The sequence below is a fragment of the Streptomyces tibetensis genome, assembly GCF_007655005.1.
GTDB classification, from domain to species: domain Bacteria; phylum Actinomycetota; class Actinomycetes; order Streptomycetales; family Streptomycetaceae; genus Streptomyces; species Streptomyces tibetensis.
In genome coordinates this window covers 115,629-137,659 of the sequence record NZ_SZVW01000020.1, presented here as the reverse complement: position 1 = coordinate 137,659, position 22,031 = coordinate 115,629, and the positions used below count along the sequence as shown (strand labels likewise).

Genomic DNA, 22,031 nt, shown 5'->3' with positions numbered 1-22,031 from the left:
ACATGCGTAAGTCCACCGTCCGCCGCAGCTGCGCGGCCCTCGCCACCGCCACCTCTCTCGCCCTGGCCCTCACCGCCTGTGGCGGCGGCACCACCAAGAAGGACGTCGCGAACGAAGGCGGATCCGCCGCCACCGCCGGCAAGGCCGACCCGAACGCGGCCACCAAGAAGGGCCTCACCGTCGGGTTCCTGCCCAAGCAGGTCAACAACCCGTACTTCACCAGCGCCGACAAGGGCGGCGAGAAGGCGCTGAAGGAGCTGGGGTCCGGCTACAAGGAGGTCGGGCCGTCCAGCGCGACCGACACCGCCGGGCAGGTCTCCTACGTCAACACGCTCACCCAGCAGCAGGTCGACGCCATGGCCGTGTCCGCGCAGGACCCGGGCGCGCTGTGCACCGCGCTCAAGCAGGCCATGAAGAACGACATCAAGGTCGTCACCTACGACTCCGACACCACGGCCGACTGCCGCAACGCCTTCGTCTCCCAGGCCTCCGCCGAGGACCTCGGCCGCACCGAGGTGCAGCTGCTCGCCAAGCAGATCGGCTACAAGGGCGAGATCGCGATCATGTCCGCCGCGCAGACCGCGACGAACCAGAACACCTGGATCGACTTCATGAAGGACGAGCTGAAGAAGCCCGAGTACAAGAACATCAAGCTGGTCAAGACCGCGTACGGCAACGACGACGCCCAGCAGTCCTTCCAGCAGACCCAGGGCCTGCTCCAGGAGTACCCGAACCTGAAGGGGATCATCTCCCCGACCACCGTCGGCATCAAGGCCGCCGCCCAGTACCTGTCGGGCTCCAAGTACAAGGGCAAGGTCAAGCTGACCGGCCTCGGCACCCCGAACGACATGCGCAAGTACGTCAAGAACGGCACCGTCGAGGCGTTCGAGCTGTGGGACCCGGCGAAGCTCGGCGAACTGGCCGCCCGCACGGCTGTCGCCCTGTCCTCCGGGCAGATCACCGGCAAGGAGGGCGAGACCTTCAAGGCCGGCTCCATGGGCGAGTACACCATCGGCGAGGACGGCGTGATCAGCCTGGGCAAGCCCACCGTGTTCGACGCCAAGAACATCGACCAGTTCAACTTCTGATCCAGGAGATCTGTTGATGCAGCGCGTGTGCTTCCTGCTGAAGGTCCGGGCGGACCGTCTCGACGAGTACCGCGAACGGCACGCCGCGGTATGGCCCGAGATGCTCCAGGCGCTCTCGGAGACCGGCTGGCACAACTACTCGCTCTTCCTGCGCGAGGACGGACTGCTCGTCGGTTACCTGGAGACCGAGGACTTCGCCGCCGCCCAGGCCGGCATGGAAGCCACCGACGTCAACGCCCGCTGGCAGGCGGAGATGGCGCCGTTCTTCGAGTCGCTGGACGGCGCCCGGCCCGACGAGGCCATGAAACCGCTCACCGAAGTGTTCCACCTCGCATGACGATGGAGTCCACGAGATGCACAGACGTACGTTGCTGGCCGCCGCCCTCGCGGGAGCAGTGGTGACCCCCGCCCTCGCCTCCGGCACCGCGCGGGCCGCCGACCCCGGCCCCTCCGTCACCCGGACCGGCACCACCACACTCGACGGCCAGGCGATCTTCTTCGTGTCGTACGACGGTCTGGTCAACAACAACGCGTTCCAGAAGAACGGCCTGCTGACCTACAAGGGCTACCAGTACGCCGTCTGGTACACCGCCGACCGGGGCGCCGTCGTCGGCCGCCGCGTCCTCGGCGGGAGCACCTGGTCGACCGTGAAGGTCGGTCACACCCTCAAGGCCGACGACTCCCACAACGTCATCTCCATGGGCGTCTCCAAGGTCGACGGCCGGCTGCACCTCAACATGGACTCCCACAGCGACGGCTTCACCTACGTCAAGTCCGTCGCCGGGCTGATGGACAATCCCGCGGGGCTGAGCTGGACCGCCTCTCGCTTCGGGGCGCCGCAGTCCACTCTGGACGGACTGGCGCTGACCTCCCAGTTCACCTATCCGCAGTTCGTCTCCACGCCCGACGGCAAGCTACAGCTCAGCTACCGCGTCGCCGTCTCCGGCAACGGCCGCAACGCCCTCGCCGAGTACGACGGCACCAAGTGGACCAACCTGGGCGAGTGGTCCGCCTCGACGGGCACGTACACCAGCGAGCACGGCTCCTCGACGGCCCGCAACATGTACCTGCACGGCATCGACTACGACCGGGGCGGCCGGCTGCACTCCTTCTTCACCTGGCGCGAGCAGAACGGCGCCGTGATGTGCAACGGCGGCGGCATCACCAACCACGACACCGGCTACGTCTACTCCGACGACCGGGGCCGCACCTGGCGCAACAACGCCGGGAGCGTCGTGGGTGTGACGGGCGGCTCCGACAAGGTGTCCGTGACCGACGCCGGCCTGGTGATCGACCCGCTCAACCCGGACCACTCCCTGATGAACCAGGAGAGCCAGTTCACCGACTCCGCGGGCCGGCCGCACGCGATCATCTCCTACGTGCCGGGCCGCTTCGGCCAGTGCACCACGAACTACGTGGCGGACCGGACCGCCGACGGACGCGCCTTCCACGTCCGCAAGAACGCCTCCGGCACCTGGCAGAAGACCGAGATACCGGTCCCGCTGAACTCCAGCCAGCGCACCAAGCTGATCCTGGACAAGTACGACAACGCGTACGCGGTCTTCCCCTTCGGCCGGATCGCCGCGGCCTCCGCCGCCTCGGGGTACACCGACTGGAGGATCCTGTTCGACGGCAGCGGCCTCAACGCCTTCGGCGAGGTCGTCATCGACGAGACGCGGGTCGCACAGGACGGGGTGCTGTCGTTCATGTACCAGGAGAAGTCCAGCGGTACGACGCCCTCGGCGCTGCACGTGACGGACTTCCGCCTGCCCGCCTGACCGCATCCGGTTCCCGGGGCGGCGTGCCGGTAATGTGAGGCCGCCCCGGACGCCGCCCCCCGTCTCCCTCTGGAGGTCCCTGCCCGATGGCCCAGTCGGTGGGTATCAAGGACGTCGCCCGCGTCGCCGGAGTCTCCGTCGGCACGGTCTCGAACGTGATCAACCGCCCGGACACGGTCGCGACCGAGACCCGGGCCCGGGTGCTGTCCGCGATAGACCGGCTCGGGTACGTCCGCAGCGAGTCCGCGCGTCAGCTGCGCGCGGGCCGCAGCCGCATCATGGGGTTGCTCGTCCTCGACATGGGCAACCCCTTCTTCGTCGATGTCGCGCGCGGAGCCGAGCGCGCCGCCCGGCAGGCCGGACTCGGCGTCATGGTCTGCAACAGCGCCCAGAGCCCGGGCGAGGAGGCCGAGTACCTGTCGCTCTTCGCCGAGCAGCGGGTGCGCGGCGTGCTGCTCACGCCGGCCGACGCGACCGGCCGCAACATCGAGACGTTCCGCCGGCACGGCATCCCGTTCGTCCTGGTCGACCGGGTCGCCGAGGGCACCACCGAGTGCTCGGTCTCCGTCGACGACGTGGCGGGCGGCGCCCTGGCCGTACGCCACCTCGTCGACGCCGGGCACCGCTCGATCGCCTACGTCAGCGGCCCGCCCGGCCTGAACCAGGTCCGCGACCGCCGCACCGGCGCCCTGGAGGCGCTCGCCGAGGCCGGGCTCGGCCCCGACGCGCTGCGCGAGCTGCCGACCGAACGGCTCGACGTCGCCGCGGGACGGGACGCCGGGGCCCGGCTGCTCGGGCTCGCCGACCGGCCCACCGCCGTGTTCTGCGCCAACGACCTCCTCGCCCTCGGGGTCCTGCAGGCCATGTACGCGGCCGGAGTCGGCGTCCCCGACGACCTCGCCATCGTCGGCTACGACGACATCGAGTTCGCCGCCGCCGCGGCCGTCCCGCTCACCTCGGTGCGGCAGCCCGCCGTCACCATGGGCGCCATGGCCGCCGACCTGCTCCTGGAGGAGACGGAGGAGGAGGGCACGGCGCGCGCACACGAGCACCGCAGGGTCGTCCTCCAGCCCGAGCTGGTGGTCCGCCGCTCCAGCCTGTCCGCCCGCTGAGCCTGAACGGCCGTTCAGCAAGGTTTCATGATCGAAGGGCTCACCCGCGGACGATCGCTGTGATGAACTGGGACGCGGTCCGAAAATCCGTCCGTCCCGGGAGCCCTGTTGACCGTCAGCTACCGCCAGCCCGGAGTCGTCCTCACCGACCGCCGCTTCACCGTCCCCCTCGACCACGGCCGCCCCGAGGGCGAGACGATCGAGCTGTACGCGCGCGAGGTCGTGGCGGCTGACAAGGCGTCCCAGGACCTGCCGTGGCTGCTCTACCTCCAGGGCGGACCCGGCTTCGGCGCGGACCGCTCCGTCGGACGGCCGGGCTGGCTCGGCAGGGCCCTGAAGGAGTACCGCGTCCTGCTCCTCGACCAGCGCGGCACCGGCCACAGCACCCCCGCGAACCGTCAGACCCTCCCGTTGCGCGGCGGCCCGGCCGAGCAGGCCGACTACCTCACGCACTTCCGCGCCGACTCGATCGTCCGCGACTGCGAGGCCGTCCGCGCGCAACTCACCGGCGGCAAGCCCTGGACCGTCCTCGGCCAGAGCTTCGGCGGCTTCTGCGCGACCACCTACCTGTCCCTCGCCCCCGAGGGCCTGGCCACCGCCGTGATCACCGGCGGCCTGCCCTCCCTGGACGCCCACGCCGACGACGTCTACCGGGCCGCGTTCCCGCGCATCGAGCGCAAGGTCACCGCCCACTACGCCCGCTACCCCGAGGACGCCGAGCGCGCCCGCCGCATCGCCGAGCACCTGCTCCACCACGACGTGGTCCTGCCGAACGGCTATCGACTCACCGTCGAGGCCTTCCAGTCCCTCGGCATCGCCCTCGGCACCGGCGACGGCACCCACCGCCTGCACTACCTCCTGGAGAACGCCTTCGTCCGCACCCCGCAGGGCTCTACGCTCTCGGACGCCTTCCAGGAGCAGGTGCAGGCCATGCTCTCGTTCGCCCGTCACCCGCTGTACGCCCTGGTCCACGAGTCGATCTACGGCCAGGACGCCCGGCCCACGGCCTGGTCGGCCGAGCGGGTCCGCGCCGAGTTCCCGCAGTTCGACGCCGCCAAGGCCCTCGCCGGTGACGAGCCTCTGCTGTTCACCGGAGAATCGATTCACCCCTGGATGTTCGACTGCGACCCGGCCCTGCGCCCGCTGCGCGAGACCGCCGAACTGCTCGCCGCCCGCACCGACTGGACGCCCCTGTACGACCCGGCCCGCCTCGCCGCCAACACGGTGCCGGTGGTGGCGGCCGTCTACCACGACGACATGTACGTCGACACGGCCCACTCCCTGCGCACCGCCCGTACGATCCGGGGCCTGCGCACCTGGATCACGGACGAGTTCGAGCACGACGGCATCCGCACCGGCGGCCCCCGCGTACTCGACCGGCTGCTGGCGCTCGTGCGGGGCGAGGCGTGATGCCGTGCCGTACACCCGGTGATGTCGGCGGCGCGGACTAGTCTGCGGACATGACGACCACTCAACTGCAGCCCATGCCCGACGACTGGCGGCGTGCCCTCGCGGTCGTGGCGCACCCGGACGACCTCGAGTACGGCTGCTCGGCGGCGATCGCGGCCTGGACCGACGAAGGCCGAGAGGTCTCCTACGTCCTCGCGACCCGGGGCGAGGCCGGCATCGACACGCTGGAGCCCGAGCGGTGCGGGCCGCTGCGCGAGCGGGAGCAGCGGGCGAGCGCGGCGGTCGTCGGCGTGTCGGAGGTGGAGTTCCTCGACCACAAGGACGGTGTCATCGAGTACGGCACCGCCCTGCGCCGCGACATCGCCGCCGCCATCCGCCGCCACAAGCCCGAGCTGGTCCTCACGCTCAACCACCGCGACACCTGGGGCGGCGTGGCCTGGAACACCCCGGACCACGTGGCCGTCGGCCGGGCCACGCTCGACGCGGCCGGCGACGCCGGCAACCGGTGGATCTTCCCCGAGCTCGTCGAGCAGGGCCTCGACCCCTGGGACGGCGTGCGCTGGGTCGCGGTCGCGGGTTCCAGCACGCCCACGCACGCGGTCGACGCGACAGCCGGGATGGAACGGGCCGTGCGCTCCCTGCTGGAACACCGCACCTACATCGAGGTGTTGACCAGCGAGGACCCGGAGACGTACGTGCGCGGCTTCCTGACGCAGCACGCCGAGAGGACGGGGGAGCGGTTCGGGGGCCGCCCCGCGGTGGCGTTCGAACTGTTCAGCAGATGATCAGCGGTTGATCGACAGACGGGGGAGACCATGACAGGCGACGAGGAACTGGCGCACCGGTTCGAGGAACACCGCGGACACCTCAAGGCGGTGGCCTACCGCATGCTCGGATCGCTCTCCGAGGCGGAGGACGCCGTCCAGGACGCATGGCTGAAGCTCAGCCGCACCGACACGGGCGACATCCAGAACCTAGGCGGCTGGCTGACCACGGTGACCGGCCGGGTCTGCCTGGACATGCTGCGCTCGCGCACCGCCCGCCGCGAGGAGCCGATGGGCGACACCCAGGACACCGTGGGGGCCTTCGTCCCGGACCCGGTGCTCCGGCCCCTGTCGCACATCGACCCGGCCGAGGAGGTGCTCCAGGCCGACTCCGTGGGCCTGGCCCTGCTCGTCGTGCTGGAGAACCTGACGCCCGACGAGCGGCTCACGTTCGTACTGCACGACATGTTCGCCGTGCCGTTCGACGACATCGCGCCCATCGTGGAACGCAACCCGGCCGCGACCCGGCAGCTCGCGAGCCGCGCCCGGCGCCGGGTGCGCGGTGCCACCCCGTCGGCCGAGCCGGACCTCGGCCGGCAGAAGCAGGTGCTCGACGCCTTCCTGGCCGCCTCGCGCGCCGGGGACTTCGAGGCACTGGTGGCCGTGCTGCACCCGGATGTGCTGCTGCGGGCCGACTCGGGCGCGCTCGTGCGGGGCGCGGCCGCCTCCAAGGTGGTCCAGGGCGCGAAGGCGGTGGCCGAGCAGGCACTCATGTTCGCCCCGTTCACGCAGGCCGCGGAGCTGGTCCTGGTCAACGGCTCGGTCGGAATGGTCAACGCGCACGAAGGCCGCGTCCAGTCGGTCATGGGCGTCACGATCGTCGACGGCCGCATCACGGACATGTACATCCTGGCCGACCCCGAGCGGCTGGAGCGTCTGGAGGTGCCCGGGCCGGCGGTGTGACCGGAAGGCGCCCGTCAGTTGTCGTTTCGTATGCTGAACGGCATGCGAGAACACCAGGCCGAGCAGGCGGAACTGCGCGGCGACTGCGAGCGGTGCTTCGGGCTGTGCTGCGTCGCCCTGCCCTTCGCCGCCTCGGCCGACTTCGCGGTCGACAAGGCCGCCGGCACGCCCTGCCGCAACCTCCGGGAGGATCACCGCTGCGGTATCCACGCCAGGCTCCGGCAGAAGGGATTCACCGGCTGCACGGTCTACGACTGCTTCGGCGCCGGGCAGCAGGTCTCGCAGATCACCTTCGGCGGACAGGACTGGCGGACCGGTCCGCCGGAGCGGGCCCGCCACATGTTCGACGTGTTCCCGGTGGTCCGGCAGCTGCACGAGCTGCTGTGGTACCTGACCGAGGCGCTCACCCTGCCCGCGGCCCGTCCCGTCCACGCCGAACTGCGCGAGGCCCTGGGGAAGACCGAGGAACTGACCGGCGGGACCCCCGAGGAGCTCGTCGCGCTGGATGTGGCGGCACACCGCCAGGAGGTCAACGTCCTGCTGCTGAGGACGAGCGAGCTGGCCAGGGCCGGCTTCAAGGGCCGCAAGAAGGACCGCCGGGGCGCGGACCTCATGGGCGCCCGTCTCAAGGGCGCCGACCTGCGCGGTGCCTGCCTCCGCGGCGCCTACCTCATCGCCGCCGACCTCACCGGAGCGGACCTGCGGGGGGCTGACCTGATCGGTACCGACCTGCGCGACGCGGACCTCACCGACGCCGATCTGACCGGGGCGTTCTTCCTCACCCAGCCACAGCTGAACGCGGCCCGGGGAAGCGCCGGGACCCGGCTGCCCGGGTCAGTCACCCGCCCCGGGCACTGGACAGCGCAGGTCTGAGGCCGGCTCCCGCACCGCCGGGCGGCGCTCCGGGCGCAGCCGCAGGCCCTCCGGCATCAGCGTCAGCCGTTCCGTCACGCGCAGCCGGTAGGCGGGGTCGGCCCGCAGGTCGTAGCGCCGCAGCAGCAGCCCGAGCACCAGCGTGGCCTCGTGCAGCGCGAACTGCCGCCCGATGCACGCCCGCGCCCCTGTCCCGAACGGCTTGAAGGTGTGCGGGGGCCGGGACCGTACGGCGCGGGCGTCGAAGCGGTCCGGGTCGAAACGCTCGGCGTCCGCGCCCCACACCTCGGGGTCCCGGTGCAGCATCGGCGTCAGCACCAGCGCCCAGGCGCCGCGCCGCATGGGATGCTCCCCGGCCAGCACCGTGTCCTCACGGGCCTCCCGGGAGAACGCGGGCGCGGTGGGCCACAGCCGCAGCGACTCGTCCAGCACCCGGCGGACGTAGCGCAGCCGGGCCACCTGCTCGTAGGCGGGTTCCGCCGTGTCCCCCCACACCCGGTCCACCTCGGCGCGGGCCCGGGCGGCGATCTCGGGGTGGCGGGCGAGGTAGTGCAGGGCGAAGGAGAGTGCGCCGGAGGTCGTCTCGTGGCCGGCGACGAGGAACGTAATGACCTGGCGGCGGACGTTCTGCGGCGCCAGCCGTTCCCCGGTGTCGGGATGGGCCGTCTCCAGCATCCGGTCGAGCAGATCGCCGTCACCGCCGCCGGTGGCGCGCCGGGCCCGGACCAGTTCGTCGACCGTGTGGTTGAGGTGGGCGATGTCGGCCGCGTTGCGGCGGCTCGCGCTGCGCAGCAGCAGGGGCGCCAGCGGGAAGGGCACGGTGTTCAGCCGCTGGGCGTAGGTCAGCGTGCCCACCATCGCGGTCACGAAGGGATGCGGCCGGGAGCGTTCGAACGAACCGAAGTCGTGTCCGAAACCGGTGCGCGCGATCGTCTCCAGCGTCAGCTTGGTCATGTCGCCGGGCACGTCCACCACCCGGCCCGCCGCGGCCGCCCGGTCCCAGTGCTCCGTCAGCCGCTGCGCGACCGACAGCATCATCGGGTGGTAGCCGGCCATGGCGTCGCGGCTGAACCCCGGCGCGAGCACATCGTGGGCCAGCTGCCAGTTCGGCTCGTGGTTGTACGCCGTGAACAGGCCGTCCCCGGCGACCGGCCGCAGGTTGGCCACGCCGAGCCCCACGTGCTTGGCGAAGCGGGACTCGTCCGCGAGGTCGGCCGCGTGCCGGGCACCCCACACGAACACGAACTCCTTGCCGAAGGCCTTCCGCCGGAACACCGGACCCAGTTCGCGGGCGTAGCGCAGCGAGTCCTGCAGGGGAGTGCGCCGGTTCACCCCCACCACGTCACCGAGCAGCGGGACCCGGCGCGGCGGATGCGGAATGCGGTCCAGCTCCGGCCAGCCCAGCTCGGCACTCCGGAAACCCTTGGGCTCCCCGGTCCGTGTCGGCGCCTCCGTCATGACGCGATCTCCCTTGATCCGACGGCGGGTTCGCAGGTGTTGTACGTGAGTTCAATAGCGCGGTTCAGTGTGGTCCCGTTGTTGAACCGGCGTCAAGTAAAGTGCGGGCATGGCTGCGAACCAGGGCGGGCGCACGCGCCGCCGGCTCAGTACCGGGGAGCGCCGGGAGCAGCTCCTGTCGGTCGGTGCGCGGCTGTTCTCGGAGAGCCCCTACGACGAGGTGTGGATCGAGCAGGTCGCCGAGATCGCCGGGGTGTCGCGCGGGCTGCTGTACCACTACTTCCCGACCAAGCGGGACTTCTTCGCAGCCGTCGTCGAGCGCGAGAGCGAGCGCATGCTCCGCATGACGGCAGCGGTGCCCGGCGTCCCGGTCCGCGAGCAACTCGGGGCAGGTCTGGAGACGTTCCTGGAGTACGTCCAGGCGCACGCGCACGGCTATCGCGCCTTCCACCGCGCCGACGCGGCCGGGGACCAGGCGGTGCGGCGTGTCTATCAGCGGGCCCTGGCCGCGCAGGAGCGGCAGATCCTCGCCGCGCTCGCCGCGGATCCCGAGTTCGGCCCCGCCGTCGAGGGGCGGCCGGAGGTCCGGCTGGCCGTGCGCGGCTGGCTGGCGTTCACTACGGCCGTCTGCCTGGAGTGGCTGCGCGGCACGGAGCTGGGTCGCGAGCAGGTGCGCGAGCTGTGCGCACGCGCCCTGCTGGGCGTTCTCACGCCCTGAAAAGTCTCGCGAAGGTCGAGTGACGTGGTTGGCGCGCACCCAGATCTTCGATAAGTTAGGTGAGGCTTACCTAAGGAGGTCTGGGATGGCTGACGACAGCCACAGCTGGACGGCGTCTCCCGCCGCGGCGGAGCGGGCGCGCTCGGTGCTCGCCGCCGCGTGGTCCTGCTCCGTGACCGCGCAGGGCACACGGGAGGAACTGGTCGGCGCGCACAGCGTGGACGAGGACGGCAGGGTGCTCGTGGACGTGCCCGAGGACAGCGCCCTGCTCGCGGCCGCGATCTGCGCACCCCGCGGCGAGCCGTCCGCGATGCTGGAGTTCGCCGATGTCGCGCCCGTCCCGGTCCGCAACCGGATCCGCGCCCGGCTGTGGCTCGCGGGCTGGTTCGCCGTCGAGGGGGAGAGGCTCGCCTTCACGCCCACCCGTGTCGTGCTGCGGCAGGCGTCCGCCTCCGTGGCCGTCGACCTCGCCGATTTCGCCGCCGCCGTGCCCGACCCGCTCACCACGGCCGAGGCCCGGCTGCTGACCCACCTCGCCGACTGCCACGCCGACGCCGTCGAACGCCTCACGCGGCTCGTCGACTCCGACAGCCTGCACGGCGCGGTGCGCGTCCAGCCGCTCGCCGTCGACCGCCACGGACTGACACTGCGCATCGAACGGGCCCGCGCCCACGGCGACGTACGCCTCGCCTTCCACGCGCCCGCCGACGACGTCGCGCAGCTCACCGAGCGCATGCACGTCCTGCTGGGCCGGGCCACCTCCGCGTCGTGCCCGCGGTCCCTACAGCGGCAGCGCACAGACGGCGACGGGTGAGGGGAACGGCCCGCCCGCGCGCCGCAGTGCGCCGTCGCCCTCGTCCACGTGGAAGACGGTGACGGTGGAGGACTTCTGGTTCGCGGCGAACAGCAGCGTGCCCTCCGGGGAGAACGCGATCTGCCGGGGGAAGTCGCCGCCCACCGGCACCGTGTCGAGCAGCCTGAGCCGGGCGCCGTCCGCCTCTACGGCGTAGCGCGTGAGGCTGTTGTGGCCCCGGTTGGCGAGATAGGCGAACCGGCCGTCGGCGCTCACCAGGATCTGCGCCGGGTAGTTCGTGCCCGACCCCGTGCCCGTGGACTGCGGCTCGCCGACGGTCAACCGGCCGGAGGCCTTGTCGTAGGAGCAGACCGCCACCGTGTTGTCGACCTCGTTGGCGAGGTAGGCGTACCGGCCGCCCGGGTGGAACGTGAGATGGCGCGGTCCGGCGCCCGGCCGGGTGTGCGCCTGCGCGACCTCGGCGAGCGTGCCCGCCTTCTCGTCCAGCCGGTACGTGTAGACGGTGTCCGTCCCCAGGTCGACGGCGAGCACGTGGCCCCCGTCCGGGCTCGTGACGACTTGGTGGGCGTGCGGCCCCTCCTGGCCCGGGCCGGGCGGGGGAGTGGAATGCCGGACCAGGGCGGTGCGTTCACCGAGGGCGCCCGAGGTGTCGATGGGATGCACGGCGACGCTGCCCGTGCCGTAGTTCGCGCTGAGCAGCCAGCGCCCGCCCGGATGCACCGACAGATGGCAGGGGGCGGCCCCGCCGGTACTGCGGCTGCCCAGCACCTTCCGGTCGGACAGCCGGACGGCGGTCACGGCCCCGTCCGCACGCTCGTCCACCGCGTACAGCGTGCCGCGGTCCGGGTGGACCGCGAGGTACGACGGGTCGCCGACGCCGCCGATCGTGCCGACGCCGGTGATCTCACCCGTCGCCGCGTCGTAGGTCGCCAGGCCGATGCCCTTGCCGCCGCCCTCGACGGAGGTGTAGGTGCCGAGGTGGAGCGGCCGGGGCCCGGAGGGGCGCCGGGCCTCGCGCGACGGGCTCGTACCCACCTCGGGCGTTGCGGCCGGGGCCGACGGGGGCGCGGGCGCCTTGTCGCAGGACGGCAGCGCCGCCGCGGCGGCCCCGCCCGTCACCGCGCCGACGAACCGGCGCCTGCTCCAGCCACCACTTCCCATGTCGCCCCTCAGGTCGTCACTCGTCCCCGTCGTGACTGCCACCTTGGCGTTTGCCTGCCCTCGGGTGCAACAAACGGCAGCGGTGTTGCGCACGGCGCAACGCCCCGAGAGGAGGAGGCGGCCGACGCGCCCCGCCCGATCGCCAGCCCTGTCCGCGAGGCTCCTGGCCGACCACCGGCCCCCTCCGTGACGCTCCCGGCCGACCGCCAGCCCTGTCCGCGAGGCTCCTGGCCGACCACCGGCCCCCTCCGTGACGCTCCCGGCCGACCACCAGCCCTCCCCTTGACGCGCTGCCACCAGTTTCTCGCCCACGATGCCTCCGGCCGACTACCAGTCCCCGTCCGCGACCGGTCGGCCCGGGGCGTCCTTCAGCTGCTGCGTCTGCCCCGGCGTGGGCGGCTGCCAGGGCGCGTGGTCGTCGCCGAGCCAGTCGCCGACCGGCTTGACGGACTGGAGCGTGTCCGTGGGGGCGAGGTCCACCGCGTCCTGGTCGAAATAGTCGAACCAGGGCAGGCCGGCCCGGGTGTAGGCGGCCCGGTCCACCGGCGACGGCGGTGCGGCCTCGCCGGTGATGCGGCGCCACTCCGGTGGCGTCGCCAGGTGCACGAACACCCGCCCGGCGGGCTTCTCCGACCAGTCCGAGAGCGGCCGGTCGTCCTGGTAGACCTCCTGCCGCATGGAGCCGCCGACACCCAGACCCATGGCGGCGGCCGCCCGCGGCGGGCTCGCCGGAGCGCCCGCAGCGGCGGGCGCCGGGGCCGATCCGGGGGCGGACGGGGCAGGGGCCGCCCCGGGCGCCGGCGCCGCCATGGGCATCGCGGGCCTGCCCGCCTACCCCAGCCGCGAGGCCGCGCTCGCCGCCCGCCAGGGCAATCGCACCACCGTCTGAACACCGTCGCTTGCAGGAGTGGCAGCTGCGGGCTTGCCTGGCACAGCCAGCTCGGGTGCTGTCCTCATGGTGCAGAGTCCCGCCCAGGCGGCGGCGGGAGAGTCCCGGCCGGATCGGAGTTCGGCCGGGATCTTCCGACTCGCGGGCCGATGGGTGGTTGGGAGCTGCCTCATGGCCGGTGACGTGACCGGGGCCTGCCTGCGCTGCGATTTTGCTATGGGGCGGCGCACACCTTCGGCATCGCGATCTCGCGGATGGTTTCAGGATCGTTGGGTGGCCTCAGCGTTTGCGTGCTGATGACTTGGGTTCCGGTGTCGCGGGCGGCCCCGGCCAGTTCCGTTCAGCAGAACCGAGGCGCACTGGGCGGGATGCGCGGAGTGTGACATCGGTAGCAACGGGTGTCGATGTGGGCGTGAGCACGGTGTACCGATACATCACGGGAGCCGTCGGACTGCTCGCGGCGCGAGCGCTACCTGGCCGCGGAGGCGAGGCTCGAATCGGCGGTGACCTGTACACGGCGGCGCGCACCACCTTCGGCACCCGACTGATCGTCGGGGACGTGCGCGGTAAGGGGCTCACCGCGGTCAGTGACGCCGCACTGCTGCTCGGGGCGTTCCGCGTCACAGCTCACCGCCAGGCGAGCCTGGGGGCCCACCTCGACCGAAGCGTGTGCTGAGACGTGATGGAGGCGGGGGAGACAGGCGACTACGGAGAAACGTTCATCCTCCGCCACCGTCCTGGATGTCGGCTCGCGGGCTTCGGCCAGGGCGATCAGTGCCTGGAAGGTGGCGGCGCCGGAGCGGATATGCGCGAGTTCCGCCGGCGTGAGGTCGTTGATCAAACGCTTGGCGGCGCAGACTCCCTTGGGCGGGAAGCCGGCGATGCGCTTGGCCAGGCGTTCGACGAAGCCGTCCGGTTCGTCCGAATGCTCACCGGCATTGGTCCACGTGCATGATGGGCTCAGAGCTGGTCTGCTGAACGCAGGGGTGTCCATACACGCCTACCACGGAGAGATCCAGATGAGTGCCCATCGAGTGGCGCAGGCCGCTGCGGCCGGTGGCCCCTTGGAGATCGTCGAGCGTGAGGTCCCGCAGCCCGGCCCCGGACACGTGAGGATCGCTGTCGAGGCGTGCGGTATCTGCCACAGCGACGCTGCATTCGTGAACGCCCTCCTGCCTGGCGTCCGGTTCCCCCTGGTCCCCGGGCACGAGATCGCCGGGCGTATCGAAGAGGTCGGCGAGGGAACATACAGCGGCTGGCGGGTGGGCGACCGTGTGGCCGTGGGCTGGTTCGGCGGCAGCTGCTGGCACTGCCCACCGTGCAGACAGGGCGACTTTATTGTGTGCGAGAACCTGAAGGTACCCGGATGGGCATACGACGGGGGGTTCGCCGACACGGTGATCGCACCGGCCGACGCCCTCGCACGGATCCCCGACGCCCTGGCGGCGACCGACGCGGCGCCCCTGGCCTGTGCGGGTGTGACCATGTACAACGGACTGCGCCGTAGCTCCGCACGGCCTGGCGATCTGGTCGCCGTACTCGGCATCGGCGGCCTTGGCCACCTGGGAACGAAATATGCGGCCGCAATGGGGTTCGAGACCGTCGCCATCGCCCGCGGGCCGGACAAGGCCGACTTTGCCAAGCAGCTCGGCGCCCACCATTACGTCGACAGCACGGCGGACACCACGGTCGCGGACGCGCTGCAGTCCCTCGGTGGCGCCAGAGTAGTTCTAGCCACTGCAGCCAACTCCTTGGCTATCACGGCGACTATGGAAGGGCTCCGCCCCCGCGGCGAGCTTGTGGTCATCGGCGCCGACGCCGAGCCGCTAGGAATCAGCCCGAACCAGCTCATACTGAGCGGCAAAGTCCTCCGCGGCCACCCGTCCGGCACCGCCCAGGACGTGCAGGACACCATGGTGTTCAGCGCCCTGCACGGGATCCGCCCGATGATCGAGACCGTGTCGCTGGACCAAGCAGATGAGGCGTACAAGAAAATGCTGTCCGGCGCCGCCCGCTTCCGGATGGTGCTCACCACCGGCTGAAGCCGCGGCGATTCGGACCCCCATGCGCCCGATGGAGCGCTCCCAAGCCAAGCGCGCCGGTTCCCGCACCGTCGAGATCGACTCCTCCCACAGTGTGATGATTGCCCACCCAGATGCTGTCACCGACGTCATTTGAGACGCCGCCCGAGGCCATTCCCTCACGCCCGCCCTCGCCGAAACGGCACTCAGCTCTCTAGGCGTCGTCGGCGCCGCCGCGGCTGACGGACTACTCCTCGCAGGAGCCGGGATCGTCGCGGTCAGCCGTAAACGAGCGGCCGGTACACGGTGATTGACTGAGTCCACCTGTTGGTCGGTGGCCCGCTGGACCGATCCGGGCGGGAGACGACGGCACCCGCCCGCCCTCGTCGGCGTACCGCCAGCTGCTGTGCAAACGGAGCCCTCCGCTGCTCTTTCGCCCGGACGACTCTTGTGCCCGGCCTTCCACGTGCGCGGTGCAGTGATCGTGGGATGGCGCCAGGAGACGGAGCCTGAGTCAGGGCCAGGGCCTCATGTCATGGGGTGCGCAAGGGTTCTTCCACGTCGGGCCCCTCCCAGAATTCGGGGCCGAGAGTGTCTTTCAGCAGGGCGTACATACTCTTACGGAACTGGGCGGTCACAAGCCACGGCCGGGTGAAGATTCGGATCCCTCCGACCTCGCCCGCATTGTTGAGCGTGAAGATCTCTACCAGTTGCTGAACGTGACCGCCGTCCACGTATTCGTCGATCACCACCGCGAATCCCGTCTGGCCCGCAATGTCGAGAACGGCACGTACCTTGAGGTCGCTGAAACTTTGCGCCGCCGCTTTGAGGATGGGCCCGACGACAGCTTTCCCTGTCGGCTCTTCGCGCAGGATCGGGGAGTACAGGGTAACGTCCTGCGCCAGCGGCGGGACGGCTGGATGGTCTACCCAAACCGGTGTCGGCCCTTCCGGGGCATACGGTCCAGATCCCAGGCTCGGGTCTGCGAGAGCGGGGTCCATCTTCGCGATCACTTCGCGGAGAACGGCCATGAACGGCCACGGCCGGCCGTAGACGTCGATCGTGTCAATCAGGCCCGCAGTGTCGCGCCGGACCAGCGCGACGATCTCTGTCTCTCGTCCGCCGGGGCTCGCGCTGTAGACGACCCCCTCCACATCATCTCCCCTGAGCCGGACAGTAGCTTCGGGCGCGCCGAGCGCCTGCTGGTACGTCCCGAGAGCTGCCGAAGCAGCGTCACGACCGGCGATGCGGGGCGCAGCCAGTGGAGTCGCGACAGAGACGTCTTCGGCTAGCGCGGTGGGGGCCTGTCCCGAAAGTGTGGCGTTCAACTGATCCGACATCACACGCCCTCCTCGTAGTCACGATCAAGGCGAGCCTGGGCTTCGGGGAACACTCGGGCGCGAGGTCGTGCGGGCGCGCTCGGCGCCGGCGCCCTAAGGCCACCAAGTACCTTCTGACATGCCGCGGCTGTACCCGAGCGGTGTCACGGATGGGCGCGCCGCAGGTAGGTTCGTCGCTGCCTTTCCAGCATGCGCCTGGAGCATGGCGCGGCGCATGCTGAAGGACATGGCCGCTCCTTTGCCTGGAACCCAGAGGCCTGGAGGCTCGGGTGATTCGCAGCCGCCACGGATGCTGCGACCTGTTCAGCTGGCGCACTGGCGGCAGGCTGCATACGGTTTTCAAGAGCGCCAAGCCTGATCGAGGAAAGCCCTGCAAGAGCGTCCCTTCTGCTCTCCGCTCGGGGAAGTCCAGGCCCGCCACAGCACCCCTAACCCGACCCGCGGGCAGCCCGGTATCGGCAACTACGCCCCGCCGGTCTCGCACTTCAGCCGCCGGTCCAGCGCCCACAAGGCGCTGGCTTCACGGTGCCAGGGGGTACATCCGTCCCTGCTGCCATAGCCCGCCTGGTTCGGATGCTGCTTCCGGCACTTTGCCAGCCGTTTCGAAGACGTCTGGCGCCCGTCGCGCGAGTTGCGAGTCCTTGTATAAAGCGCGCAGCCTGCTGGGCTAGATACGTTTCGTCAACGTTGATACTCCGCTACAGCTTTGCCGAGGTCGCGTTCGACCTCCCCCTCGCGCTGGAGACCTCGGTGAGCCAGGTGGTCCAGGCGCTCGCGGGTTTCGGCCAGGGTGATCAGTGCCTGGAAGGTGACGGCGTCGGAGCGGATATGCGCGGGCTCCGCCAGCGTGAGGTCGTTGATCAAGCGCTTGGCGGCCTGGACTCCCTTGGGCGGGAAGCCGGCGATGCGCTTGGCCAGGCGTTCGACGAAGCCGTCCAGTTCGGCGTCGGGCAGGGCACGGTTGATCCAGCCGTAGCGTTCGGCGAGGGCGGCGGGGAAATCGTCTGCTCCGGTGACGGCTTCGATGGCGCGAGTGCGGCCGAGTCGCCGGGTCAGGTGCTGGATGCCCCCCGCGCCGGGCAGGGCGCCAGTTCCGCACTCGAACTGGCCGAAGACCGCGTTCTCACGCGATGCGAAGGTCATGTCGCAGGCCAGCGCGAGTTCGTTGCCGCCGCCGCGGGCACGGCCGCGCACCTTGGCGATGGTGATTACAGGAACGCGCGACAGCCTGTGCAAGAACATGCCGAGTGAGGCGTCACCGGGTCCGCCGGCCTTGGCCGCCTCCGCGGTGTACTGCGGGACCGCGGTGAGATCCACGTGCGCTGAGAAGTAGTCCGGTGAGGCGCTGTCGATGATGACGACGCGCACGTCGCCGGGATCGTCGTCCAGCGTGTCGACGAGTGAGACCAGGTCACGGACCAGATCGACACCGAGGAGGTTGAGTGGGCCGGCGTCGAGGGTGGCGGACAGAACGCCGTCTTCGAGTCGAGTCCGGATCGAGGAATAGGCGAAGGCCATGATGGCTCCGTTGAGTGAGGGCTGCAGAAAGCTGCGGGGCACCACAGAACCTCTTGGAACAGTTCCAGGGCGGCGTGGGACGCCGACTTGAACAGCCTGTAGTACGGTCCGCGTGTCTGCCCGCCGGTTTGCGGGACCCGATTCGAGCGCGTGGCAACTGCCGTATGTCGAGGGGCAACGAGCTGGAAGGTTGGGTGTTCGGATGGTCACCATGGTGGTCCGTTTTGTGGCCCCCCGGACACGCGGTTATAGTCGGCCGCCCACTGGACCCAGGGTGTCGATGTCCGAAGAGTTTCCGCACCTGACCGCCGCTCCTTCAGGACTGCCGCTGGCCGGTGAATCCCCGTGCACGGGGCCGGCGTGCCTCGCCGGGCGCAACGACGCGGTCGTGCCCACGGAGTACGCGGAGTATCTGTACATGCGCCTGCCCAACAGCAAGCTGGACATCATCGACGCCGGCCACTTCACCTGGGAGGCTGACACGCTGACACCCACGCTGACTTCACCACGCGCTGGTGGAAGGCCAACTGACCCGGGCCCGGCCGACCGCGGTACGCAGGACCAAAGGCCCGCACTGGCTGTTGAACGCTCGATGTGCTTGCACTCGCTCGACAGGTTGCAGCGTGTGCAGTGAGACCTGGTAATCGCAGGCGGCCGACGCAGCTTGCTGTTCGACGGCTACGGTGTGCGGACTCTCGGGCGGCTCGGGGGCGATCACGGTGCCTCACCGGGTGTTGCGGAAGGCCGCGCGGTCATACGGTGCAGCCCTTTGCGGTCGTAGTAGAGGGTCATGGCGAACCCGAACAGCAGGGCGAGGGCAACGCCGATGGCGATCATGGACCAGCCGCGGGTCAGGCCGGCGTCGGCTCGGGCGTCAAAGTAGAGGATGGATCGCACGCCGTCACTCAGTTGCCGCATCGGTTCGAACAGTGCCAGGAAGCGGTAGAAGCCCGGAACGGCTTGAAGGGGAATCGTGGCGCCCGAGGACGGCAGGGCCAGGGCGATGAACACGAACATGGACACCACCTGGCCGATCCCACCGAAGGCCGCGTTGATGGCCTGCACTCCCAGGCCCACGGCCAGGCTCGCGCAGTAGGAGAAGATCCACAGCAGTGGCAGGTGTGATGCGTCCATGCCCAGAATGGTGATCGCAGCAATCATCAGCAGGCTGGTGGTCAGCACAGTGATTGCCGCGGTCATGAGCATCTTCAGAAGCAGCGTCTGTGTGCGACTGATCGGCACGGTTGGCCGCCGGGTGTGCCAGGGGCCGATTTCGTTGTCGGTGTAGCCCAGGCCCGCGTCGACCCCGCTGTTGATGATGTTTCCGCCCACGAACCCGGTGAGAACCAAGAGCAGGGTGAAGTAGAAGGCAGTCAGGCCGAGACCGCTCTGCCTGCCGATGGGGTGGCCGACCCGAGTGGTGACACCGATCGGGTCGCCGAGGAGCGCAAGAGTCGTGGCGTCGGCGCCCTGGCTGGAAGCCTGGGTCGTCAGCTGTCGGCCGATCGTCAGGGATACCTGGTAAGCCGCACGCTGGGTGAGACGACCGGCCAGGGATGAGCCGAGGCTGCCCAGCCCGGGGTTGGTCAGGATCGTGAGAGCGGGCCGTGTCGAGGCGTGGGGGGTCGTCAGCGCCGCCACCGAGGTGGTGAAGTCGGCTGGGATGACCAGGGCGCCGTAGACCTTGCCCGACGCCAACTGGTCCTGCATCTGCGCCTGGCTGAGGCGTCTCCACTGCACGCTGCCCGCTGGGGTCGATGCGACGACTGACCGGCTGACCTGCGCGCCCAAGGTCTGTTGCTGCCCGGGCTGCGGCGGGCCCTGGTCCGTGTCGACCAGGGCGACCGGCAATCGGCGCAGGTTCCCGTTGGGGTTGAGGATGCCGCCCATGTAGAGCAGCGTCAGAAGCAGCGCCACCAGCGCGCACAGGACGGTCGGCACCAGCCACAACCGTCCATGACGTGCCACGGCAAAGGCGCGCGGCAGCGCTTGCCGCTGCCCGGAACCCGCCGAGGTCATGGAACTCCAATGGGACACGGCCCTGCACTGTCGGGATTCGCCTGAGGGGTCGGCTGTTCGCAGGAGCCACACACCTGTGCATCAGCTGCCCGCACCCTTGAAAGTAGGCGAGTGCCGCGGACGGACCCCGATGGGAAGATAACCTTCTGTCGATAGAGCGTCACTCAACGACACGGCCCGCGGGGTCGGAGCCGGTGCGAGCGCGGTTGACGGCAGTCACGAATGAACGTGCACGTCGCCCCGCATGCACTCAGGAGAGGTGCTCTGCGGGGTCACAGGGATTCTTGGCAAGGAGAGAGCCCGAGGAAGCCAGTTCCGGTTCTCGCACCCGGCGTCATCCCGGACACGGACGAAGGTCGGCAGCTTGTGCTTCCCGTTGTGCGGCAGGCGTTGCGCTGCCGTGAGGTCTGCCACAGGAGCGATCAGTACCGCCCCGGCAGGTTCCTGGTCGCTTGCGCTCGCGGACGTTGACCGGACGCCGGATACTCGATGCGGGCCGCACGCCTCCGCATCGCGGCCCGGTCTCGGAAGGGCGTCATCCTTTCGGCCCTGACGATTTGGAGATTGCGTCATGCGCTCCCGAAGGAACCCGCTGACTCCACTCGCGGCGGTGACGGCCGGCCTGCTGGCCGGGGCGGTGGGAACGGTGTGTCTGGATGCCGTCCATTACCTCAAGTACCGTCGCGCAGGCGGAACGGGCAGCCCGCTCGCCTGGGAATTCGCGCCGGTCGAAGGCTGGGAGCAGGCTCCCGATCCGGGGCAGGTGGCGAAGCGGGTCATCGAGGGTTTTACCCAGCGTCGGCTTCCTGACGGTGCCGCCTGGCTCACGAGCACCATCGCTCACTGGGCCTACGGCTCAGCGGCGGGCGCCGCTTACGGCATCGTGGTCGGATCACTACCCAGGCCCTCCCCTGTCTACGGCGTGCCATTGGGTGCCGTGGTGTTCGCCGGCGACTACGTCACCTTGCCGATCGCAGGGCTCTACAAGCCGATCTGGCAGTACGACGCAAAGGTCCTGGCTTGGGATTTCGGCGCACACGCCGCCTACGGCACCGGCGCCGCAATCACCTTCTGGCTGCTCACCCGACTCGGCACCGGCGCCGCCAGAGACAGGCCGTAAGTCGCCGGCCGGCCACGGGCATGCCCACCACGGGCCTCTGCTGATGTGCTTACGGGTTCGCTTCGGTCCGCTGCCCGAGCATCAACGGCCCACGATCACGTCTGATGGCCGCGGAGGCCCCTGGAGGCGTTGGAAAAGCCGGACGGCCGAGCTCTGGCACAAATCGCCGCCTGGGCTATCGCAGCCGCTGTCCCTCTCCGAAGCCGACCCCGGAGTGTTCCTTGCCGCAGCCGACCGGGCACCCGGCGTCGCCCGTGTCCGGCGGTGCGAGTCCCGTCGCGGCATCGTGTGCGAATCCAGGAGGTTCCAGTCATGGACATGAAACTTGAAGTCGTGGTGGTGCCGGTGTCCGACGTCGACCAGGCCAAGAGTTTCTACACGCGATTGGGCTGGAGGCTGGACGCGGACATCGCCCCGGACGAGAACTTCCGGGTAGTGCAGGTGACGCCGCCGGGCTCACCGACATCGGTCATCTTCGGCACCTCGGTCACGTCTCAGACGCCGGGCTCGGCTCAGGGCTTGCAGCTGATCGTGGACGACATCGACGCTGCACACGATGAGCTGAATCGGCTCGGCGCCGAGCCGAGCGCGGTGTTCCACGACGCAAGCGGCGTCTTCCACCACGCCGGGACGGAGACCCGGGTGCCAGGGCCGGATCCACAGCGCACGAGCTACAGCTCGTTCCTGTCCTTCAGCGACCCGGACGGCAACGGATGGCTGATGCAGGAGGTCACCACTCGGCTCCCCGGCCGCCTCGACCCCGCGAACACGATGTTCGCCTCGGCCGAGGACCTGGCGAGCGCGCTGCGCCGTGCCGCGGCCGCGCACGGGGAGCACGAGACACGCATCGGCGCTGAGGACAAGAACTGGCCGGACTGGTACGCCCAGTACATGGTGCGTGAGCATGCAGGGACCGAACTGCCGTCGTGACCGCATCGCCCTGCAGGAGACCAGGGCGTCGGGCGCCGTGATCGGTTCGGGACTG

19 protein-coding genes and 2 pseudogenes are annotated in these 22,031 nt (G+C 70.2%); 15 read left to right on the top strand and 6 right to left on the bottom strand.

Translation table 11 applies throughout. The annotated features are described in order from the left end of the window. Positions 1-2: 2 nt before the first annotated feature. From rhaS to FDO69_RS30905, 8 genes are all read left to right on the top strand, one after another. Positions 3-1,088 (top strand): rhamnose ABC transporter substrate-binding protein, encoded by a 1,086-nt coding sequence (gene rhaS, locus FDO69_RS30940; protein WP_104784506.1) that lies wholly within the window; start codon positions 3-5, stop codon positions 1,086-1,088. A 16-nt stretch (positions 1,089-1,104) separates the two neighbouring features. After that, the gene (locus FDO69_RS30935) at positions 1,105-1,425 is read left to right on the top strand and encodes an L-rhamnose mutarotase (RefSeq protein WP_104784503.1); all 321 of its coding nucleotides are present in this window, start codon (positions 1,105-1,107) and stop codon (positions 1,423-1,425) included. A 16-nt stretch (positions 1,426-1,441) separates the two neighbouring features. Beyond that, complete coding sequence (locus FDO69_RS30930) at positions 1,442-2,866, top strand: BNR repeat-containing protein (protein ID WP_104784501.1); 1,425 nt, start codon at positions 1,442-1,444, stop codon at positions 2,864-2,866. Between the two features lie 86 nt (positions 2,867-2,952). Beyond that, entirely contained in the window at positions 2,953-3,978 is a 1,026-nt protein-coding gene (locus FDO69_RS30925) for a LacI family DNA-binding transcriptional regulator (protein ID WP_104784498.1), read from the top strand. A gap of 108 nt (positions 3,979-4,086) precedes the next feature. Next, on the top strand, positions 4,087-5,388 hold the full coding sequence (locus FDO69_RS30920) for an alpha/beta fold hydrolase (protein ID WP_104784495.1): 1,302 nt from the start codon (positions 4,087-4,089) through the stop codon (positions 5,386-5,388). A gap of 50 nt (positions 5,389-5,438) precedes the next feature. Further along, the gene (locus FDO69_RS30915) at positions 5,439-6,173 is read left to right on the top strand and encodes a PIG-L deacetylase family protein (RefSeq protein WP_104784492.1); all 735 of its coding nucleotides are present in this window, start codon (positions 5,439-5,441) and stop codon (positions 6,171-6,173) included. Between the two features lie 30 nt (positions 6,174-6,203). Next, entirely contained in the window at positions 6,204-7,115 is a 912-nt protein-coding gene (gene sigJ, locus FDO69_RS30910; RefSeq protein ID WP_104784489.1) for an RNA polymerase sigma factor SigJ, read from the top strand. A gap of 30 nt (positions 7,116-7,145) precedes the next feature. Next, positions 7,146-7,988 (top strand): pentapeptide repeat-containing protein, encoded by an 843-nt coding sequence (locus tag FDO69_RS30905; RefSeq protein ID WP_170320967.1) that lies wholly within the window; start codon positions 7,146-7,148, stop codon positions 7,986-7,988. Here FDO69_RS30905 and FDO69_RS30900 read toward each other — a convergent pair. Then, on the bottom strand, positions 7,950-9,446 hold the full coding sequence (locus FDO69_RS30900) for a cytochrome P450 (protein WP_104784487.1): 1,497 nt from the start codon (positions 9,444-9,446) through the stop codon (positions 7,950-7,952). The genes FDO69_RS30905 and FDO69_RS30900 overlap by 39 nt on opposite strands. A 109-nt stretch (positions 9,447-9,555) precedes the next feature. On the opposite strand from FDO69_RS30900, the gene FDO69_RS30895 reads away from it, so the two are divergent. Then, positions 9,556-10,164, top strand: a complete 609-nt coding sequence (locus tag FDO69_RS30895) for a TetR/AcrR family transcriptional regulator (RefSeq protein WP_104784484.1) — start codon at positions 9,556-9,558, stop codon at positions 10,162-10,164. Positions 10,165-10,249: 85 nt separating this feature from the next. Then, the gene (locus FDO69_RS30890; RefSeq protein WP_104784482.1) at positions 10,250-10,978 is read left to right on the top strand and encodes a DUF2470 domain-containing protein; all 729 of its coding nucleotides are present in this window, start codon (positions 10,250-10,252) and stop codon (positions 10,976-10,978) included. On the opposite strand, the gene FDO69_RS30885 is transcribed toward FDO69_RS30890, so the two are convergent. Both FDO69_RS30885 and FDO69_RS30880 read right to left on the bottom strand, forming a co-directional pair. Next, positions 10,946-12,139 carry a lactonase family protein gene (locus FDO69_RS30885; RefSeq protein ID WP_104784479.1) on the bottom strand — a complete coding sequence of 398 codons (1,194 nt, stop codon included), beginning with the start codon at positions 12,137-12,139 and terminating at the stop codon, positions 10,946-10,948. The genes FDO69_RS30890 and FDO69_RS30885 overlap by 33 nt on opposite strands. Positions 12,140-12,466: 327 nt before the next feature. Beyond that, positions 12,467-12,967: pseudogene (locus tag FDO69_RS30880) on the bottom strand (hypothetical protein); the annotation flags it as partial. Positions 12,968-13,455: 488 nt separating this feature from the next. Here FDO69_RS30880 and FDO69_RS30870 point away from each other — a divergent pair. Then, positions 13,456-13,698: pseudogene (locus FDO69_RS30870) on the top strand (serine/threonine-protein phosphatase); the annotation flags it as partial. Positions 13,699-14,047: 349 nt separating this feature from the next. Beyond that, positions 14,048-15,070, top strand: coding sequence for an alcohol dehydrogenase (locus tag FDO69_RS30865; protein WP_104784654.1), 1,023 nt, complete (start codon positions 14,048-14,050; stop codon positions 15,068-15,070). 512 nt (positions 15,071-15,582) lie between these two features. Here FDO69_RS30865 and FDO69_RS30860 read toward each other — a convergent pair. Next, a complete protein-coding gene (locus tag FDO69_RS30860) occupies positions 15,583-16,389 on the bottom strand; it encodes a hypothetical protein (protein ID WP_138430224.1) in 807 nt (268 codons plus the stop codon). Between the two features lie 681 nt (positions 16,390-17,070). Further along, positions 17,071-17,952, bottom strand: coding sequence for an enoyl-CoA hydratase/isomerase family protein (locus FDO69_RS30855; RefSeq protein ID WP_159030665.1), 882 nt, complete (start codon positions 17,950-17,952; stop codon positions 17,071-17,073). Positions 17,953-18,187: 235 nt separating this feature from the next. On the opposite strand from FDO69_RS30855, the gene FDO69_RS30850 reads away from it, so the two are divergent. Beyond that, positions 18,188-18,541 carry a hypothetical protein gene (locus FDO69_RS30850; RefSeq protein ID WP_138430221.1) on the top strand — a complete coding sequence of 118 codons (354 nt, stop codon included), beginning with the start codon at positions 18,188-18,190 and terminating at the stop codon, positions 18,539-18,541. 80 nt (positions 18,542-18,621) lie between these two features. On the opposite strand, the gene FDO69_RS30845 is transcribed toward FDO69_RS30850, so the two are convergent. Next, on the bottom strand, positions 18,622-19,926 hold the full coding sequence (locus FDO69_RS30845) for a YhgE/Pip domain-containing protein (protein WP_199838341.1): 1,305 nt from the start codon (positions 19,924-19,926) through the stop codon (positions 18,622-18,624). Between the two features lie 610 nt (positions 19,927-20,536). Between FDO69_RS30845 and FDO69_RS30840 the strand changes: the two genes are divergently transcribed. Together FDO69_RS30840 and FDO69_RS30835 are read left to right on the top strand one after the other, a co-directional pair. Then, positions 20,537-21,046 carry a hypothetical protein gene (locus FDO69_RS30840; RefSeq protein ID WP_104784462.1) on the top strand — a complete coding sequence of 170 codons (510 nt, stop codon included), beginning with the start codon at positions 20,537-20,539 and terminating at the stop codon, positions 21,044-21,046. A gap of 312 nt (positions 21,047-21,358) precedes the next feature. Next, a complete protein-coding gene (locus tag FDO69_RS30835; RefSeq protein ID WP_104784459.1) occupies positions 21,359-21,976 on the top strand; it encodes a VOC family protein in 618 nt (205 codons plus the stop codon). Positions 21,977-22,031 lie beyond the last annotated feature (55 nt).